17 protein-coding genes and 1 riboswitch are annotated in these 17,866 nt (G+C 75.0%); of the genes, 14 read left to right on the top strand and 3 right to left on the bottom strand.

Annotated elements, in window-relative coordinates; all coding sequences use genetic code 11:
* Nucleotides 1–44 precede the first annotated feature (44 nt).
* The gene (locus tag OKX07_RS08785) at nucleotides 45–1,355 is read right to left on the bottom strand and encodes a TrpB-like pyridoxal phosphate-dependent enzyme (RefSeq protein ID WP_265631442.1); all 1,311 of its coding nucleotides are present in this window, start codon (nucleotides 1,353–1,355) and stop codon (nucleotides 45–47) included.
* A gap of 227 nt (nucleotides 1,356–1,582) precedes the next feature.
* Here OKX07_RS08785 and OKX07_RS08790 point away from each other — a divergent pair, with 227 nt between their 5' ends.
* The 6 genes from OKX07_RS08790 to OKX07_RS08815 all read left to right on the top strand — a co-directional run bounded on the left by OKX07_RS08790 (nucleotide 1,583) and on the right by OKX07_RS08815 (nucleotide 7,176).
* Nucleotides 1,583–2,620, top strand: a complete 1,038-nt coding sequence (locus OKX07_RS08790; RefSeq protein WP_265631444.1) for a DUF6544 family protein — start codon at nucleotides 1,583–1,585, stop codon at nucleotides 2,618–2,620.
* Nucleotides 2,583–2,681: riboswitch (TPP riboswitch) on the top strand. (Overlaps the previous gene by 38 nt.)
* Nucleotides 2,673–3,509 (top strand): hydroxyethylthiazole kinase, encoded by an 837-nt coding sequence (thiM, locus tag OKX07_RS08795; RefSeq protein ID WP_265631446.1) that lies wholly within the window; start codon nucleotides 2,673–2,675, stop codon nucleotides 3,507–3,509. It overlaps the preceding riboswitch by 9 nt.
* Nucleotides 3,506–4,177, top strand: a complete 672-nt coding sequence (gene thiE, locus OKX07_RS08800; RefSeq protein ID WP_265631447.1) for a thiamine phosphate synthase — start codon at nucleotides 3,506–3,508, stop codon at nucleotides 4,175–4,177. Before thiM ends, thiE begins: the two co-directional genes overlap by 4 nt.
* A gap of 59 nt (nucleotides 4,178–4,236) precedes the next feature.
* Complete coding sequence (gene thiD / locus OKX07_RS08805; RefSeq protein WP_265631449.1) at nucleotides 4,237–5,682, top strand: bifunctional hydroxymethylpyrimidine kinase/phosphomethylpyrimidine kinase; 1,446 nt, start codon at nucleotides 4,237–4,239, stop codon at nucleotides 5,680–5,682.
* A 65-nt stretch (nucleotides 5,683–5,747) separates the two neighbouring features.
* The gene (locus OKX07_RS08810) at nucleotides 5,748–6,383 is read left to right on the top strand and encodes an HAD family hydrolase (RefSeq protein WP_265631450.1); all 636 of its coding nucleotides are present in this window, start codon (nucleotides 5,748–5,750) and stop codon (nucleotides 6,381–6,383) included.
* A gap of 148 nt (nucleotides 6,384–6,531) precedes the next feature.
* Nucleotides 6,532–7,176, top strand: coding sequence for an HAD family hydrolase (locus OKX07_RS08815; protein WP_265631451.1), 645 nt, complete (start codon nucleotides 6,532–6,534; stop codon nucleotides 7,174–7,176).
* 64 nt (nucleotides 7,177–7,240) lie between these two features.
* Here the strand turns inward: OKX07_RS08815 and OKX07_RS08820 are convergent, their stop codons facing one another.
* Entirely contained in the window at nucleotides 7,241–7,993 is a 753-nt protein-coding gene (locus OKX07_RS08820; protein WP_265631452.1) for a DsbA family oxidoreductase, read from the bottom strand.
* Nucleotides 7,990–8,973, bottom strand: a complete 984-nt coding sequence (locus OKX07_RS08825; protein ID WP_265631454.1) for a quinone oxidoreductase family protein — start codon at nucleotides 8,971–8,973, stop codon at nucleotides 7,990–7,992. Before OKX07_RS08825 ends, OKX07_RS08820 begins: the two co-directional genes overlap by 4 nt.
* Nucleotides 8,974–9,049: 76 nt before the next feature.
* Between OKX07_RS08825 and argC the strand changes: the two genes are divergently transcribed.
* From argC to argH, 8 genes are read left to right on the top strand one after another with little or no spacing between them, the layout of a single operon-like run.
* Complete coding sequence (gene argC / locus OKX07_RS08830) at nucleotides 9,050–10,120, top strand: N-acetyl-gamma-glutamyl-phosphate reductase (protein ID WP_265631868.1); 1,071 nt, start codon at nucleotides 9,050–9,052, stop codon at nucleotides 10,118–10,120.
* Entirely contained in the window at nucleotides 10,117–11,343 is a 1,227-nt protein-coding gene (argJ, locus tag OKX07_RS08835; protein WP_265631455.1) for a bifunctional glutamate N-acetyltransferase/amino-acid acetyltransferase ArgJ, read from the top strand. Before argC ends, argJ begins: the two co-directional genes overlap by 4 nt.
* Nucleotides 11,340–12,359: an acetylglutamate kinase gene (gene argB / locus OKX07_RS08840; protein WP_265631457.1), complete on the top strand. Its 1,020-nt coding sequence runs from the start codon at nucleotides 11,340–11,342 to the stop codon at nucleotides 12,357–12,359. The genes argJ and argB overlap by 4 nt, the downstream gene beginning before the upstream one ends.
* A complete protein-coding gene (locus OKX07_RS08845; protein WP_265631459.1) occupies nucleotides 12,356–13,702 on the top strand; it encodes an acetylornithine transaminase in 1,347 nt (448 codons plus the stop codon). The genes argB and OKX07_RS08845 overlap by 4 nt, the downstream gene beginning before the upstream one ends.
* Nucleotides 13,699–14,631 carry an ornithine carbamoyltransferase gene (gene argF / locus OKX07_RS08850; RefSeq protein ID WP_265631460.1) on the top strand — a complete coding sequence of 311 codons (933 nt, stop codon included), beginning with the start codon at nucleotides 13,699–13,701 and terminating at the stop codon, nucleotides 14,629–14,631. The genes OKX07_RS08845 and argF overlap by 4 nt, the downstream gene beginning before the upstream one ends.
* Nucleotides 14,628–15,149, top strand: a complete 522-nt coding sequence (locus OKX07_RS08855) for an arginine repressor (RefSeq protein WP_265631461.1) — start codon at nucleotides 14,628–14,630, stop codon at nucleotides 15,147–15,149. The genes argF and OKX07_RS08855 overlap by 4 nt, the downstream gene beginning before the upstream one ends.
* Nucleotides 15,150–15,203: 54 nt before the next feature.
* Nucleotides 15,204–16,442, top strand: coding sequence for an argininosuccinate synthase (locus tag OKX07_RS08860; RefSeq protein ID WP_265631462.1), 1,239 nt, complete (start codon nucleotides 15,204–15,206; stop codon nucleotides 16,440–16,442).
* On the top strand, nucleotides 16,439–17,854 hold the full coding sequence (gene argH, locus OKX07_RS08865; RefSeq protein WP_265631463.1) for an argininosuccinate lyase: 1,416 nt from the start codon (nucleotides 16,439–16,441) through the stop codon (nucleotides 17,852–17,854). The genes OKX07_RS08860 and argH overlap by 4 nt, the downstream gene beginning before the upstream one ends.
* The last annotated feature ends 12 nt before the right edge of the window (nucleotides 17,855–17,866 follow it).

Genomic DNA, 17,866 nt, shown 5'->3' on the forward strand with positions numbered 1-17,866 from the left:
CGTCGTCCGTGTCATCTTTCCGGTCGGCCGTGTCCGTGCCTCCGTCAGACGTAGTCGTGGTACGCGGGCAGGTCCAGCACCCCGTTGCCCGACAGCCCGATGACGATCGTCTCGTCGGTCGTGGCCGCACGCGCGTGAGCGATCGCCCCGGCCACCGCGTGCGTCGACTCCGGCGCCGGGATGATGCCCTCGGCGCGCGCGAACGCGATGCCCGCCGCGAACGCCGCGTCCTGGTCCACCGCGATGGCGTCCATGAGCCCCAGCGCGTAGGCGTGCGACACCATCGGCGCCATGCCGTGGTACCGCAGCCCGCCCGCGTGGATCGGCGGCGGGACGAAGTCCTTGCCGAGGGTGTGCATCTTGAGCAGCGGCGTCAGCCCGGCCACGTCGCCGAAGTCGTACCGGTACTCGCCCTGGGTCAGCGACGGGCACGCGGCCGGCTCGCACGCGACGACGCGCGTCGTCGTCCCGTCACGCAGGTTGCGACCCAGGAACGGGAAGCTCAGGCCGGCCAGGTTGGACCCGCCACCCGCGCACCCGAACACCACGTCCGCGGTCTCGCCGATCTCGTCGAGCTGGACGAGCGCCTCCTGCCCGATGACGCTCTGGTGCAGCAGGACGTGGTTGAGCACCGAGCCGAGCGCGTAGTGCGCGTGCGGGTCCTTCGCCGCGGCCTCGACCGCCTCGCTGATGGCCATGCCGAGGGACCCCGTGGTCGTCGGGTCCGCCGCGAGCATGGCGCGGCCGGCGTCCGTGAGGTCCGACGGCGACGGGTGGCACGTCGCCCCGTACGTCTCCATCTGCATGCGCCGGTACGGCTTGGCGTCGTACGACGCGCGCACCTGCCACACCTCGCACCCCAGGCCCAGCAGCGAGCACGCCATCGACAGCGACGCGCCCCACTGCCCGGCCCCGGTCTCCGTCGTCAGGCGCGTGGTGCCCTCGATCGCGTTGTAGTACGCCTGCGCGACCGCCGTGTTCGGCTTGTGCGAGCCCGCGGGGGAGCCGCCCTCGTACTTGTAGTAGATCTTCGCGGGCGTGCCCAGCGCCCGCTCGAGACGTCGGGCCCGCAGCAGCGGCGACGGCCGCCACAGCGCGTAGATCTCCCGGACCGTCTGCGGGATCTCGACCCACCGCTCGGTCGAGACCTCCTGCGCGATGAGGGCCATCGGGAACAGCGGGGCCAGGTCGTCCGGCGTCAGCGGCTCCCGCGTGCCCGGGTGCAGCGCCGGCGGGCACGGCTCGGGCAGGTCGGCCGCGAGGTTGTACCAGTGGGTCGGCACGGCGGACGGCACCAGGGTGCCGACCGGGTCGGTCAGCGGTGCAGGTCGGGTCGTGTCGGGAGGGGTGGTCATCTCGCCTCGCAGGTTCGGGCGCGTGGGCGCGCGGCATCGGTGCCGGACCGCCCGCGAAGGTCCCGCCGTCGGCGACCCGCACCCGGGAGCCTAGCTGTCGTCGCCCGCGGGATCGGGACGCCGTTGGTCCCAGGGCGAGGGCGGGTCGCGGTCGTAGGGTCGCGAGAGCACCGCACCCCTTCGACGTCACGCGACACGCGCCACCCGCAGCTCGTCCAGGAGCACCCATGCCCGCAGGATCGTCCGGCTCCATGCGGACCGCGGTCGTCGGCGGCGCCGTGCTCGCCGTGCTCGCCGTGCTCGCCGGATACGCGTTCGCCTCCGCCGGTCCGACCAGCCTCCACGCCCGGTGGCGGCGTCAGGCCACCCGGGCGCTGCTCGAGGTCGACCCGGCACCGTCGCCCCTCACCGAGAAGGACCTCGTCGGCCTGCCGGGGCCGCTGGCCGCCTACGTGCGCCGATCCGGGGCGATCGGCCGGCCGCGGGTGGTGAGCGTCGACGTGACGTTCCACGGCCGCATCCGCGGCGCACCCGATCAGCCATGGATGTCCTTCACCGGCAGGCAGGTGAACACCTACGGTCCGCGACCCCAGCGCGCCTTCCTCCTGGACGCCACCCGGTCGGGTCTGCCGGTCACCGTCCTGCACCAGTACGCCGACGCGACGGCGACGATGCGCGCGAAGGTCCTCTCACTGGTCCCCGTCCTCGACGCGGCAGGCCCCGAGATGGACCAGGGGGAGACGGTCACGGTGCTCAACGACCTCGTGGTCCTCGCCCCGGGTGCCATCGCCGACGCACCCGTCCGGTGGACGGCCCTCGACGACACCCACGTGCGCGCCGAGTACACCGACGGGGACCGGTGCGTGTGCGCCGTGCTGACGTTCGACGCCGCGCACGACCTCGTCGACTTCACCTCGGAGGACCGGTTCCGCGCGTCCCCGGACGGCAGGTCCTTCACCCGCCAGCGGTGGTCCACCCCGCTGCGCGCGCACCGTGACACGGACGGTCGCCGCGTCCTCGCCTCCGGCGCCGGGCGGTGGCACCCGCCGCACCCCGGGCCGGCCTTCACCTACGTCGAGATCCACGTGGACGACGTCAGGGACAACCCGCGCGGGCTCGCCCCCCGGGCGCGCCCGGACGGCGCGGGCGCGCCCGGACGGCGCGGACGCGCGCGTCCGACGGTCGAGACCGGGTCGCGAGGGTCCCGTCGCCACGGACTAGGGTCGGAGTCGAGACACGGGGTGCCCTGTACCGAGCAGGGCTGAGATCACACCCGTCGAACCTGATCTCGTTCGTACGAGCGAAGGGATGTCCGTCATGACGTCTGCCCTGCCCACCCCGCACGACCTCGCCGCCGCGTGCGGCGCGGCCCTCGACGACCTGCGGGCCCGCACACCGCTGGTGCAGTGCCTGACCAACGAGGTGACCACCAACCTCGTCGCCAACGCCCTGCTCGCCGTGGGCGCCTCGCCCGCGATGGCGAGCGTCCCGGGCGAGGCCGAGGAGCTGGCGGGCGTCGCCGGCGCCGTGCTCGTCAACCTCGGCACCCCGGGCCCCGACCAGCGCGCGTGCGTCGGCTCGACCGTGGCCGCCGCGGCCGGCGCGGGCGTGCCGTGGGTGCTCGACCCCGTCGCCGTGGGCGTGCTGTCGGTCCGCACGCGTCTGGCGGCCCACCTGCTGACCGAGCGGCCCGCAGTGGTGCGGGGCAACGCGAGCGAGGTCCGCGCGCTCGCGGGCTTCGTGTCGGCCGGGCGCGGGGTCGACGCCCGCGACGGCGTCGAGGCGGCTGTCGACGCCGCGGACGCGCTCGCCCGCCTGACGGGCGGCGCGGTGGCGGTGTCCGGACCGGTGGACCTCGTCACCGACGGTGCGACGCGGGTGCGGCTGGCGGTGGGCGACCCGCTGCTCACCGCGATCACGGGCGCCGGGTGCGCGCTCGGCGGGCTGGTCGCGGCGTTCGCGGCGGTCGCCCCGCCGCTGACGGCCGCCGTGGCCGCGTCGACCGCCCTGGGCCGGGCCGCCGAGCGTGCCGCGGTCGGTGCGCGCGGTCCGGCGTCGTTCCAGGTCGGGCTCCTCGACGAGCTGTACCGGCTCACCCCCGACGACCTGGCGGCCCGCGTGGCGTCCGCGCAGCGGGTCGGGGTGCCGGCATGACCGCGCTCCCCGGCGGCGTCTACCTGGTGCTCGACGCCGACGTGTGTGCCACGGCGGGCCACCACCCCGCGCAGGTGGCCGGTGCCGCGGTCCGTGCCGGCGTCGGCACGGTGCAGGTCCGGGCCAAGCGCGCGACGGCCCGTGAGCTCGTCGCCCTCACGGTGACGGTGGCCGACGCCCTGCAGATCGCCGGGCCCGCGGTGCTCGTCGTGGACGACCGTGTGGACGTCGCGCTCGCGGCCCGGGCACGCGGCGCGCGGGTCGACGGGGTGCACGTCGGGCGCCGCGACCTCGAGGTCGAGGACGCCCGTGCCCTGCTCGGCCCGGACGCGGTGGTCGGCTCGTCGGCCGCCGACCCCGCGCACGTGCGCGCCGCCGCCGGCGCCGACTACCTCGGCAGCGGGCCCGTGCGGCTGACCCCGACCAAGCCCGAGGCGGGCCCTGCGATCGGGTTCGACGGCCTGCGTGCCGCCGTCGCGGCGGCCGACGGGCGACCCGTGGTCGCGATCGGCGGCCTGGGGGTCGCCGACGTCGCCGCGCTGCGCGCCGCCGGGGTGCACGCGATGGCGGTCGTGAGCGCGATCTGCGCCGCACCCGATCCGGCTGCGGCAGCAGCGGGCCTCGTCGCCGCGTGGGACCACGCCGACGTCGCGGGCGCGGCCCGGTGAGCGCCGCACCGACCGACCGCGGTGCTCCGCGGACGCACCCGGCAGGCAGCCGGGTCCGGGTGCTGTCGATCGCGGGCACGGACCCCACGGGCGGCGCCGGCATCCACGCCGACCTCAAGTCGTTCGCCGCGCACGGCGCGTACGGCATGGCCGTGGTCACCGCGCTGGTCGCGCAGAACACCCACGGCGTCCGGGCGGTGCACGTGCCGGACGTCGCCTTCCTGCGCGCGCAGCTCGACGCCGTGAGCGACGACGTCGCCGTGGACGCGGTGAAGATCGGGATGCTCGGCACGCGGGCCGTGGCCGACGAGGTCTCGGCGTGGCTGACCCGCGCGCGACCCCCTGTCGTCGTGCTCGACCCCGTCATGGTGGCGACCAGCGGCGACCGGCTGCTGGACGCCGACGCGGAGGACGCCGTGCGCCGGCTGGTCGCGCACGCCGACCTCGTGACGCCCAACCTGCCCGAGCTCGGCGTGCTGCTCGGCGAGCCCACCGCGACCACCTGGGCGGACGCGGTCGGCCAGGCCCGCCGCCTCGCGGTGGCGTCGCAGGTGACGGTGCTGCTCAAGGGTGGGCACCTGGGCGGCGACGCGAGCCCGGACGCGGTCGTGGACGCCGCGACGGTCGTCGAGGTCGACGCCGCACGGGTGAGCACGACGAGCACGCACGGCACCGGTTGCTCGTTGTCCGCGGCCGTCGCCGCGCTGCGCCCCCGCCGGGCCGACTGGGTGTCGGCGGTGCGGGAGGCGAAGGAGTGGCTCACGGGTGCCATCGCCGCCGGGGAGGCGCTCGCCGTCGGGTCGGGACGCGGGCCCGTCGATCACCTGCACCACGCGCCGACGCTCGGGATGCGACCGTTCAGCGCCGAGGCGTGGGACCGCGTCGCCGACCTGCGGGCCGCGTGCGACGACCTGCCGTTCGTGCGCGCCCTGGCGGACGGGACGCTGCCCGTCGCGGAGTTCGAGCAGTACCTGCACCAGGACGCGCTGTACCTGGAGCGGTACTCGCGTGTGCTGGCCCGGGCCGGCCAGCTCGCCCCCGACGCTGCCGCGCAGGCGTTCTTCACGCAGGGCGCGGCCCGCTGCCTCGAGGTCGAAAGGCGCCTGCACGACGACCGGCTGGCGCGCGCCGGCACCAGCCGAACGGTGGAGGCGAGCCCGGCGACCACCGGCTACACCGACCACCTGCTGGCCGTCGCCGCGACCGGCTCGTACGCCGAGGTCGTCGCCGCCGTCCTGCCCTGCTACACGCTCTACGCCGACATCGGCGCACGGGTCCTCGCGCGCGCCGGCGACCTCGCCGCGCACCCGTACGGCGACTGGGTCGGCACGTACGGCGACCCGGACTTCGCCGCGGCGGCGGCCCGGGCGTGCGACCTCGCCGACGCGGCGGCGCGTGACGTCGGCGCCGTGACCCGCGCGCGCATGCTCGCCGCGTTCGTCACGTCCTGCGCGCACGAGGTCGCGTTCTTCGACCAGGTCCGCACCCTCGCGGCGGCCCGGTGACGTCGCGAGAAGCGTTCGCGACGTCAGGTGACCCGAACGCTGCACGGCGCGGCAGAGTAGCGGGCGTGGAGACCACCGATGCACTCGTCGACATCCGCGCCGTCGTGCTCGACGTGGGGGAGACGCTCGTCGACGAGACGCGGGCGTGGACCCGGGTCGCCCAGGGCGTCGGGGTCACGCCGCTCGCGCTCATGGGGGTGCTGGGTGCGCTCGCCGAGCGCGGGGAGCCGCACACCCGCGTCTGGGAGGTGCTGGGGGTCGAGCCGCCCGCGAGGCCGCCGACGATCGATGCCGTCGACCTCTACCCTGACGCGCTGCCGACGCTCCGGGCCCTGCGCGCTGCCGGGTACGTCGTCGCGATCGCCGGCAACCAGCCGGCGGGTGCCGAGGATCAGCTGCGCGCCGCGGGCGTCGATCTGGACGTCGTCGCGTCGTCGGCGCGGTGGGGCGTCGCCAAGCCGTCGCCCGCGTTCTTCGCGCGTGTGCTCACGGAGGTCCGCCTGCCGCCGGACCAGGTGCTGTACGTCGGGGACCGGCTCGACAACGACGTCCTGCCGGCGCGGGCCGCGGGCATGCGCACGGCCTTCCTTCGTCGCGGGCCGTGGGGCCACGTGCACGCGCTCCGCCCGGATGTCGCGCTCGCGGACGTGCGCGTCGACTCGCTGACCGAGCTCGTCGACCTCCTCACCGCCGCACGCTGACACCCGCGGCGACGCCCTGCTCGACATGGGGCGGAGACAGCGTCTCCTCGGTCGCCTCGACGAGGGCGGTTCCGTCGGTGCGGGATTCAGGACGTCAAGACCGGGAACCCCGCACGCCGCGGCAGGTCGCCGTGGGAGGGTGGGCGCCGTGGACAGCCCGACTCCCCGGCCGCGGTGGGCGGACGTGCGCGCCGTCGTCTTCGACGTCGGCGAGACGCTCGTGGACGAGACGCGTCTGTGGGTCGAGGCCGCTCACGAGGTCGGCGTCACGCCACTCGCGCTCATGGCCGTGATCGGCGCGCTGACCGAGCGCGACGAGCCGCACCACCGCGTGTGGCAGGTCGTCGGCGTCGAGCCGCCCACGACACCCTCCGAGATCCGCGCCGAGGACCTGTACCCCGACGCCCTGCCCACGCTGGGCGCGCTGCGGGCGGCGGGCTACCTCGTCGCGGTGGCGGGGAACCAGCCGGCGCGGGCCGAGCACCAGCTGCGTGCCGCCGGCGTGGAGGCCGACCTCGTGGCGACGTCGGCCCGCTGGGGCGTCGCCAAGCCGTCCCGCGAGTTCTTCGCGCGCGTGGTGACGGACCTCGGCCTGCCGGCCGCCGATGTGCTGTACGTCGGGGACCGGCTCGACAACGACGTCCTGCCGGCGCGCGCCGCGGGCCTGCGCACCGCGTTCGTGCGTCGCGGACCGTGGGGCTACGTGCACGCCCGCCGGCCGGAGGCGGAGCTCGCGGACGTGCGCGTCGACTCGCTGCGCGAGCTCACCGCCCTCATGCTCGGCGTGCGATGACGCGCCCGGTCCCGCACGGGTGTCCTGCCCGCGGCGCGCGGGCCGACCGCGGGGGCCGACGGGTCTAGCAGGTCCCGTCGGTGCACACCTCACCCGTCGGCGCGGGGACCAGCGGGTTCGCCTCGCGCCACCCGGCGTCGAGCAGCTGCGTGAACACCTCGGCAGGCTGCGCGCCGGACACCGCGTACTTCCGGTCGACGACGAAGAACGGCACACCGGTCACCCCGATCGCCCGCGCCGTCGCGAGGTCCTCGCGCACCGCGGTCGCGCCGTCGTCACCGTCCAGGGCCGCGACGACGCGCGCGTCGTCCCACCCGTGCGCGGCGAACCCCGCCTGCGCCGCGACGCGCACGAGCGCACCGTCGGCGCCGAGGTCGACACCCTGCTCGAAGTGGGAGGAGAACAGCGTCTCCATCGTCGCCTCGACGAGCGCCGCGCCGCCGGCCTCGCGCGCCAGGTGCAGCAGCCGGTGGGCGTCGAACGTGTTGAACGCGAGCGTCCGCGCGAAGTCGTACCGCAGGCCGTCGCCGGCGGCCACGTCGGTGACGTGGGCGAACATCTGCTCGACGCGGTCGCGCGGCAGGCCCTTCATCTCGACGAGCGCGTCGACCTCGGGGCGGCCAGGGCCCGTGGGGGTGTCGGGGGAGAGCTGGTAGGAGCGCCACACGACGTCCACGTGGTCGCGGTGCTCGAACTCGCGGAGCGCGGCGGCGAACCGCCGCTTGCCGATGAAGCACCAGGGGCAGGCGACGTCGGACCAGACCTCGACGGTCAGGGTGCGCGGCGGGGCGGCGAACGTGGGCGTGTCGAGGGTCACGGGAGCAGCAGGACCTTTCCGGTGGTGGCGCGCGACTCGAGCGCGCGGTGGGCGTCGGCCGCGTCGGCCAGGGGGTAGGTCGCGCCGACGCGCACGTCGAGGGCGCCGGCGGCGACGGCGGTGAACAGCTCGGTCGCGCGCCACAGCAGCTCGTCGCGCGTCGCGGTGTGGTGGCCCAGGGTCGGGCGGGTGACGAAGAGCGAGCCGCCGGAGTTCAGCCGCTGCAGGTCCAGGGGCGGCACCTGACCGGACGAGCCGCCGAACAGCACGAGCATGCCCCGCGCGGCGAGGGAGCCGAGCGACGCGTCGAACGTGTCCTTGCCGACGCCGTCGTACGCGACGTGCACGCCGCGACCGCCGGTGAGGTCGCGCACGAGCGCGGGCAGCTCGGCCGTCAGGTCGGACAGCTCGCGGTAGCGCACGACGTGGGCGGCGCCCGCCGCGCGCGCGAGCCGCTCCTTGTCCGTGGACCCGACGGTCGAGATCACGCGTGCGCCGCGCGCGGCGGCGAGCTGCGTGAGCAGCAGCCCGACGCCCCCGGCGCCGGCGTGCAGCAGCACGTCGTGCCCGGGGGCGAGCGGGAACGTCGACGTCACCAGGTAGTGCGCCGTCAGACCCTGCAGCGGGAGCGCCGCGGCGGTCGCGTCGTCGACCCCCGGCGGCACGGGCAGCGCGTCGGCCTCGCGCACGGCCACGAGCTCGGCGTACGAGCCGGCCGCCGACGCCCACGCGACGCGGTCGCCGGGGGCGAGCGTCGTGACGTCGGCGCCGACCGCGACGACCTCGCCCGCGCCCTCGGACCCCACGACGTGCGGGAACGGCATACGGTAGACACCGCTGCGCCGGTAGGTGTCGATGAAGTTCAGGCCCGCGGCCGCGACGCGCACGAGCACCTCGTCGGGTGCCGGGGTCGGGTCGGGCACGTCGGTGACCTGGAGGACCTCGGGGCCACCGGCGCGGGTGGCGATGACGGCGCGCATGCCTGAGGCAACCACGTGCGACCCGCGGCGTGTTCCCCGAGATCGTTGGTATTTGTGTGCACTCGACTGTATGTTCATGCACATGACGTTCACGGTGGCGGTGGCCGGGGCCAGCGGGTACGCGGGCGGCGAGATGCTGCGACTGCTGCTCGACCACCCGCAGGCGCGCATCGGCACGCTCACGGCACACTCCAACGCCGGCACCCCGCTGGGGGCCCACCACCCGCACCTGCGCGACCTCGCCGACCGGGTGCTCGAGCCCACGACCCCGCAGGCGCTCGCAGGCCACGACGTCGTCGTGCTGGCCCTGCCCCACGGCGCGAGCGGCCAGGTCGCCGCCGAGCTCGAGGCGCTGGGGGAGGACCTGGTCGTCATCGACCTCGGTGCGGACCACCGCCTCGTCGACGCAGGCGACTGGGAGGCCTACTACGGCAGCCCGCACGCCGGGACATGGACCTACGGGCTGCCCGAGCTGGTCGTGGCCGACACGCTGACGTACCAGCGCGAGCGACTGGCCGGCGCCCGACGCATCGCCGTCCCGGGCTGCAACGTCACCGCCGTCACGCTCGGCCTGCAGCCGGGCGTCGCCGCGGGCCTGCTCGACACGACCGACCTCGTCGCCGTGCTCGCCGTCGGCTACTCCGGCGCCGGCAAGGCGCTCAAGCCGCACCTTCTGGCGTCCGAGGGGCTCGGCGCCGCCGCGCCCTACGCCGTCGGCGGCAGCCACCGGCACGTCCCGGAGATCGCGCAGAACCTGCGCAGCGCCGGCGCGACGGACGTGCGCACGTCCTTCACCCCCGTCCTGGTGCCGATGGCCCGCGGCATCCTCGCCACGGCCACCGCCCGCCTCGCGCCCGACGTCACTGTCGACGACGACGCGCTGCGCGAGGTCTGGCGCGCCGCGTACGCCGACGAGCCGTTCGTGCACGTCCTGCCCGCCGGGCAGTGGCCGACGACCGCCGCGACCACGGGCGCGAACACCGCGCTCGTGCAGGTCGCGTACGACGCCCGTGCCGGACGGGTCGTGACCGTCACGGCCATCGACAACCTCGTCAAGGGCACCGCCGGCGGCGCCGTCCAGTCCCTCAACCTCGCGCTCGGTCTGCCGGAGACCCTCGGCCTGCCGCGGAACGGAGTCGCCCCGTGACCGACCACCTCGGCCCTGCTCTCGAAGGCACGTCGCCCGGCACGTCCCCGGGGGTGACCGCCGCCGCGGGCTTCCGGGCGTCGGGCGTCACCGCCGGCCTGAAGACCTCCGGCACGCCCGACATGGCGCTCGTCGTCAACGACGGCCCCCGGCAGGCCGTCGCCGCGGTCTTCACGACCAACCGTGTCGTGGGCGCGCCCGTGATCTGGTCGCGCCAGGTGGTCGCCGACGGCGTCGCGTCCGCCGTCGTCCTCAACTCCGGCGGCGCGAACGTCAGCACCGGCCCGGAGGGCTTCCTCGACTCCCACATGACGGCCGAGCGCGTCGCGACCGCGCTGGGCGTCTCGGCGGGCGACATCGTCGTGTGCTCGACGGGCCTCATCGGTGAGCGCCTGCCGCGCGAGATCCTGCTCGGTGGTGTCGACCTGGCCGCCGCGGCGCTCACGGCGGACGCCGGGCTGGACGCGGCGCGCGCGATCATGACGACCGACTCCGTGCCCAAGACCGCGCACGTCACGGTCGAGACCGCGCAGGGGCCGTTCACCGTCGGCGGCATGGCCAAGGGTGCGGGCATGCTCGCACCGGCGATGGCGACCATGCTCTGCGTGATCACGACCGACGCCGACGTCGAGGCACCGATCCTGGACGGCGCGCTGCGCGCCGCGACCGCCGTGACGTTCGACCGCGTCGACTCCGACGGCTGCATGTCGACCTCGGACACGGTCGCGCTCCTGGCGTCGGGCGCGTCGGGCGTGACGCCGGCGGCGGACGTCCTCGCGGACGCCGTGCTGCGGGTGTGCGCGTCCCTGTCGCGCCAGCTCGTCGCCGACGCCGAGGGCGCGTCGCACGACATCGCCGTGCACGTGGTGCGCTCCGCCACCGAGGCCGGCGCCCTCGCGGTGGCCCGCGCGGTGACGCGGTCCAACCTGTTCAAGGCCGCGATGTTCGGCAACGACCCCAACTGGGGCCGCGTCCTGGCGCAGGCCGGGACGGTCCCCGAGGACGTCGCACCCTTCGACCCCGAGGCGATCGACGTCACGATGAACGGCGTCATGGTCTGCAAGGCCGCCCGCCCGCACGCCGACCGCACCGAGGTCGACCTCGCGGCCGCGCGCGAGGTGCACGTGGTGGTCGACCTGCACGCGGGCGACGCCTCCGCCACGGTCTGGTCCAACGACCTCACGCACGACTACGTCCACGAGAACAGCGCGTACTCCACATGAGCGGCACCGACGTGAACCAGCCACGCCCCGTCCGCGAGGACTTCGTCTTCGACACCCGCACGGACCTGCGTGCCGACCAGAAGGCCGAGGTCCTCGTCGAGGCGCTGCCGTGGCTGCAGCAGTTCGCGGGCGCGCTCGTCGTCGTCAAGTACGGCGGCAACGCGATGATCGACGACACGCTCAAGCGGGCCTTCGCGGAGGACATGGTCTTCCTGCGGCAGGTCGGGCTGCGGCCCGTCGTCGTGCACGGCGGTGGTCCGCAGATCAACGCGATGCTCGACCGGCTGAACATCGCCAGCGAGTTCCGCGGCGGGCTGCGCGTCACGACGCCCGAGGCGATGGACGTCGTGCGGATGGTGCTCACCGGGCAGGTGTCGCGCGAGCTCGTCGGCCTGATCAACGCGCACGCCCCGCACGCCGTCGGGCTGTCGGGGGAGGACGCGGGCCTGTTCCAGGCGCGCCGCCGCACGGTGGTGCTCGACGGGGAGGAGGTCGACGTCGGTCTCGTCGGCGACGTCGTCCAGGTGAACCCCGGTGCCGTCCTCGACCTGCTCGACGCCGGCCGCATCCCCGTCGTCTCGACCGTCGCCCCCGACATCGACGACCCGACGCAGGTGCTCAACGTCAACGCCGACACCGCGGCGGCCGCGCTCGCGGTCGCGCTGGGGGCGCGCAAGCTCATCGTCCTCACCGACGTCGAAGGGCTGTACACCGACTGGCCGGACCGCACGAGCCTCGTGCGGCGCATCCGCGCCTCGGCGCTGGCCGAGCTGCTGCCGGGCCTCGACGCCGGCATGCGGCCCAAGATGGAGGCGTGCTGGCGTGCCGTGGAGGGCGGGGTGCCGCGCGCCCACGTCATCGACGGGCGGGCCACCCACTCGATCCTCGTGGAGGTCTTCACGTCCGACGGCGTCGGCACGATGGTCCTGCCCGACGCCGACCCCGACGGTCACCCGTCGACCGTGCCGGTGCGCGCCGTGCGCCTGGCGAGCGAGGACCAGGAGGGGACGCCGTGAGCACCACACCGGACGCGCCTGCGACCGCGGGTACCACCAGCACGGCCCCCACCACCGGCGCGGGGCGGCACCGCGCCGCGGGGGCCGAGGCCGCGCTGCCGCTGCCGCCGGCCGCGGGCTCGGTGGCCGAGTGGACCGACCGCTACACGCACGCCGTCATGGACACGTTCGGCCCGCCGCAGCGGGTGCTCGTGCGCGGTGAGGGCCCGTACGTGTGGGACGCCGACGGCACGCGCTACCTCGACCTGCTCGGCGGCATCGCGGTGAACTCCCTGGGGCACGCGCACCCGACGCTGACGGCGGCGATCAGCGCGCAGCTCGGCACCCTGGGGCACGTCTCGAACTTCTTCACGAGCCCCGCGCAGGTGGCGCTCAGCGAGCGGTTGCTGCGCCTTGCCGACGCCCCCGCGGGGTCCCGCGTCTTCCTCACGAGCTCCGGCACCGAGGCCAACGAGGCCGCGCTCAAGCTCACGCGCCGCCACTCCGACGGCGCCCGCCCCCGCGTGCTGGCGCTCGAGGGCGCCTTCCACGGGCGGTCGATGGGCGCCCTGTCGCTCACGCACAAGCAGGCGTACCGGGAGCCGTTCGAGCCGCTGCCGCCGGGCGTGGAGTTCCTCCCGTTCGGGGACGTCGACGCGCTGCGGGCGGCGTTCGCGGACGGCGGCGACCTGGTCTCCGCGCTGTTCGTCGAGCCCGTCCAGGGCGAGGCCGGCGTGCGACCGCTGCCCCCGGGGTACCTCGCGCTGGCGCGTGAGCTGACCACCGCGCACGGTGCCCTGCTCGTGCTCGACGAGGTGCAGTCCGGCATGGGCCGCACGGGCCGGTGGTTCGCCCACCAGCACCCGCACATCGGCGGCGGCGTGCGACCCGACGTGGTCACCGTCGCCAAGGGGCTGGGCGGCGGGTTCCCCGTCGGCGGTCTGATCGCGTTCGGCCCCGACGTCGCGACGCTGCTCGGCCGCGGTCAGCACGGGACGACGTTCGGGGGCAACCCCGTGGCGTCGGTGGCCGGCCTGGCGACGATCGGGGTCATCGAGCGCGACGGCCTGCTCGCGCACGTCACAGCCCTGGGGGAGCGGCTGCGCGAGCGGCTGCGCTCCACGGGCAACCCGCTGGTCCGCGAGGTGCGCGGCGAGGGCCTGCTCATCGCCGTCGAGCTCGCGCGACCCGTCGCGGCCCAGGTGGCGGCCCGCGCGCTCGGCGCGGGCATCGTCGTCAACCCCTGCACGCCCACGACACTGCGCCTGGCACCGCCGTTCGTCCTGACCGACGAGCAGGTGCAGCCGTTCGTCGACCTGGTGGCCGCGCTGCCGGCCGACCTCGCCCCCGAGGAGACCGCGTGACCCGCCACTTCCTGCGTGACGACGACCTGAGCCCTCGCGAGCAGGCCGAGGTCGTCGAGCTCGCGCTCGCGTTCCGCGACGACCGCTTCATCCGCACCCCCCTGTCCGGTCCGCGCGCGGTCGCCGTGATCTTCGACAAGCCGACGCTGCGCACCCAGGTGAGCTTCCTGACGGGCATCGCCGAGCTCGGCGGGTTCCCGCTGCTGCTCGACGGGTCACTGGCCCGCATCGGGGTCCGCGAGTCGATCGCCGACACCGCGCGCGTCCTGGGCCGTCAGGTCTCCGGGATCGTGTGGCGCACGCACGCGCAGACCCGCATCGAGGAGATGGCCGCGATGGCGGGCGTGCCCGTCGTCAACGCCCTGACCGACGAGTTCCACCCGTGCCAGGTGCTGGCCGACCTGACGACGATCGCGCAGCACCGCGGCGGGGTCTCCGCGCTGCCCGGCATGACGCTCGCGTACGTCGGGGACGGCGCCAACAACATGGCGCACTCGTACCTGCTCGGCGGCGCGACCGCCGGCCTGCACGTGCGCGTGGGGACGCCCGGCGACGCACTGCCCGACGCCGCTGTCCTGGCGCGCGCGGAGGAGATCGCCGCGGTCACGGGCGGGTCGGTCGCGGTCGTCCACGACCTCGCGGCCGCGGTCGACGGCGCGGACGTCGTGGCGACCGACACGTGGACGTCGATGGGGCAGGAGTCCGAGGCGGACGACCGTGCGCAGCGGTTCGCGGCGTTCCGCGTCGACGGCGCCGCGCTCGCGCTCGCCGCGCCGGACGCGCTGGTGCTGCACTGCCTGCCCGCGTACCGCGGCAAGGAGATCACCGCCGAGGTCCTCGACGGTCCGCAGTCGGTCGTGTGGGACGAGGCCGAGAACCGGCTGCACGCCCAGAAGGCGCTGCTGGCGTTCCTCCTGGAGCGGTCATGAGCACGCCCACGGTCGCGGCCACGAAGGCCGCGCGCCACGCGCTCGTCGTGGCGCTCCTGCAGCGCGGCACGGTGCACTCGCAGGCCGAGCTCGCCGAGCTCCTCGCCGACGAGGGCGTGCACGTCACGCAGGCCACCCTCAGCCGCGACCTGGTGGAGCTCCGGGCCGTCAAGATCCGGACGGCGACCGGGTCGCTCGCGTACGCGGTGCCGGGGGAGGGGGGCGACCGCACCCCGACGATGACGGGCACCGAGCAGCTCGCGGCGCGGCTCGCGCGGCTGTGCACGGAGCTGCTGGTGACGGCGGAGGCGTCGGGCAACCTCGTCGTGCTGCGGACACCGCCCGGGGGCGCGCAGCTGCTGGCCTCGGCGATCGACCACTCGGTGCTGCCGACCGTGCTGGGCACGATCGCGGGCGACGACACGGTGCTCGTGATCTCGCGGGAGCCCGCGGGCGGCGAGGTGCTGGCGGCGCGGTTCCTCGCGCTCGCGGGCGAGGACCGCGCCGGTTATGCATAGGTCCGCGTGGGGATGTATGTTCATGCACGCGAACCTCGAGAAGGAGAAACTGACATGACCGAACGCGTCGTCCTCGCGTACTCCGGTGGCCTGGACACCTCCGTGGGCATCGGCTGGATCGCGGAGGCCACCGGTGCCGAGGTGATCGCCGTGGCCGTCGACGTCGGCCAGGGCGGCGAGGACCTCGAGGTCATCCGCCGCCGCGCGCTCGACTGCGGCGCGGTCGAGGCGTACGTCGCCGACGCGCGCGACGAGTTCGCCGAGGAGTACTGCATGCCGGCGCTCAAGGCCAACGGCCTGTACCTCGACCGGTACCCGCTGGTCTCGGCGCTGTCGCGCCCCGTCATCGTCAAGCACCTCGTGCGCGCTGCCCGCCAGTTCGGTGCCACGACGGTCGCGCACGGCTGCACCGGCAAGGGCAACGACCAGGTCCGCTTCGAGGTCGGCATCACGTCCCTCGCCCCCGACCTCAAGTGCCTCGCCCCCGTCCGTGACCTCGCGCTGACGCGCGACAAGGCGATCGAGTACGCGGAGAAGCACAAGCTCCCGATCGCGACCACCAAGCACAACCCGTTCTCCATCGACCAGAACGTGTGGGGTCGCGCGGTCGAGACCGGCTTCCTCGAGGACATCTGGAACGGCCCCACCAAGGACGTCTACACCTACACCGACGACCCGACGTTCCCGCCGGTCGCCGACGAGGTCGTCATCCGGTTCGAGCAGGGCGTGCCCGTCGCGCTCGACGAGGTCCCGGTGACGCCGCTGCAGGCGATCCAGGAGCTCAACCGCCGGGCCGGTGCGCAGGGCGTCGGCCGGATCGACATCGTCGAGGACCGCCTTGTCGGCATCAAGTCGCGCGAGGTCTACGAGGCGCCGGGCGCGATCGCGCTCATCGCCGCGCACCAGGAGCTCGAGAACGTCACGGTCGAGCGCGAGCAGGCCCGCTTCAAGCGGGGCGTCGAGCAGCGCTGGACCGAGCTGGTGTACGACGGCCAGTGGTTCTCGCCGCTGAAGAAGTCGCTCGACGTGTTCATCGAGGACACGCAGCGCTACGTCACCGGTGACGTCCGCGTCGTCCTGCACGGCGGCCGCGCCACCGTCACCGGCCGGCGCTCGGACTCGAGCCTGTACGACTTCAACCTGGCGACCTACGACTCGGGCGACACGTTCGACCAGTCGGCGGCCCGCGGGTTCATCGAGATCTACGGCCTGAGCTCCAAGCTCGCCGCGGCGCGTGACGTCAAGTTCGGCAACGCCCCCGACCTGGGGACGCAGGGAGGCATCGACGCGTGACCGAGCAGCCCGGCCCGCTCGCGCTGTGGGGCGGACGCTTCGCGTCCGGCCCCGCGGCGGCCCTCGCCGACCTGTCGCGCTCGACGCACTTCGACTGGCGACTCGCCGACGACGACATCACCGGATCCGTCGCGCACGCCCACGTGCTCCACGGCGCCGGTCTGCTGTCGGACATCGAGGTCGCCGGCATGGTCGACGCGCTCGAGCGGCTGCGGGCCGACGTCGCGTCGGGGGCGTTCGCACCCCTGCCGGACGACGAGGACGTGCACACCGCGCTGGAGCGTGGACTGATCGAGCGGGCCGGGACGGACCTGGGCGGCAAGCTGCGGGCCGGGCGCTCCCGCAACGACCAGATCGCCACGCTCGTGCGCATGTACCTGCGCCGGCAGTCGCGCGTGCTGTCGGGCCTCGTGCTCGACGTCGTCGACGCGCTCGTCGCGCAGGCGGAGGTGGCGGGCGACGCGCCCATGCCGGGCCGGACCCACCTGCAGCACGCCCAGCCCGTGCTGCTCGCCCACCACCTCCTGGCGCACGCGTGGCCGCTGCTGCGCGACGTCGAGCGGTGGGCCGACTGGGACGCGCGCGCCGCGCGCTCGCCGTACGGCTCCGGGGCGCTGGCGGGGTCGTCGCTGGGACTGGACCCGGCCGCCGTCGCGGCCGAGCTCGGGTTCGCCGGGCCGGTCGAGAACTCCATCGACGGCACCGCGTCGCGCGACGTCGTCGCGGAGTTCGCGTTCGTCGCGGCGATGACGGGGGTGGACCTCTCGCGCATCGCCGAGGACGTGATCCTCTGGGCCACCAAGGAGTTCGGGTTCGTGCGCCTCCACGACGCGTACTCCACGGGGTCGAGCATCATGCCCCAGAAGAAGAACCCCGACGTCGCCGAGCTCGCCCGCGGCAAGGCCGGACGCCTCGTCGGCGACCTCACGGGCCTGCTGACGACGCTCAAGGGCCTGCCGCTGGCGTACAACCGCGACCTGCAGGAGGACAAGGAGCCGGTCTTCGACCAGGTCGACCAGCTCACGGTGCTGCTGCCCGCGTTCGCCGGGATGATCGCCACGCTCACGTTCGACACCGCGCGCATGGCGGCGCTCGCCCCGCAGGGGTTCTCGCTGGCGACCGACATCGCCGAGTGGCTGGTCCGCGAGGGCGTGCCGTTCCGCGTCGCCCACGAGGTCGCCGGCACGTGCGTCCGGACGTGCGAGGAGCGCGGCATCGAGCTGTGGGACCTGTCGGACGACGACCTCGCCGCGATCAGCCCGCACCTGACGCCGGACGTGCGCGCGGTGCTGTCCGTCGAGGGCTCGCTGGCCTCCCGCGACGCGGTGGGCGGCACGGCCCCGGTGCGCGTGGCCGAGCAGCGCGCGGCCGCCCGTGACCGCGCCGCCCGGCTGCGCGCCGACCGCACCTGACGGACTCGCGGC

The sequence above is a fragment of the Cellulomonas sp. S1-8 genome, assembly GCF_026184235.1.
Classification (GTDB): domain Bacteria; phylum Actinomycetota; class Actinomycetes; order Actinomycetales; family Cellulomonadaceae; genus Cellulomonas.

Bases quoted from the DNA above. Each gene is read 5' to 3' on its own strand.
- thiE (WP_265631447.1), top strand. From the start codon at position 3,506: ATGACCGCGCTCCCCGGCGGCGTCTACCTGGTGCTCGACGCCGACGTG.
- OKX07_RS08790 (WP_265631444.1), top strand. From the start codon at position 1,583: ATGCCCGCAGGATCGTCCGGCTCCATGCGGACCGCGGTCGTCGGCGGC.
- thiM (WP_265631446.1), top strand. From the start codon at position 2,673: ATGACGTCTGCCCTGCCCACCCCGCACGACCTCGCCGCCGCGTGCGGC.
- OKX07_RS08785 (WP_265631442.1), bottom strand. From the start codon at position 1,355: ATGACCACCCCTCCCGACACGACCCGACCTGCACCGCTGACCGACCCG.
- argC (WP_265631868.1), top strand. From the start codon at position 9,050: ATGCACATGACGTTCACGGTGGCGGTGGCCGGGGCCAGCGGGTACGCG.
- OKX07_RS08825 (WP_265631454.1), bottom strand. From the start codon at position 8,973: ATGCGCGCCGTCATCGCCACCCGCGCCGGTGGCCCCGAGGTCCTCCAG.
- argB (WP_265631457.1), top strand. From the start codon at position 11,340: ATGAGCGGCACCGACGTGAACCAGCCACGCCCCGTCCGCGAGGACTTC.
- OKX07_RS08860 (WP_265631462.1), top strand. From the start codon at position 15,204: ATGACCGAACGCGTCGTCCTCGCGTACTCCGGTGGCCTGGACACCTCC.
- OKX07_RS08855 (WP_265631461.1), top strand. From the start codon at position 14,628: ATGAGCACGCCCACGGTCGCGGCCACGAAGGCCGCGCGCCACGCGCTC.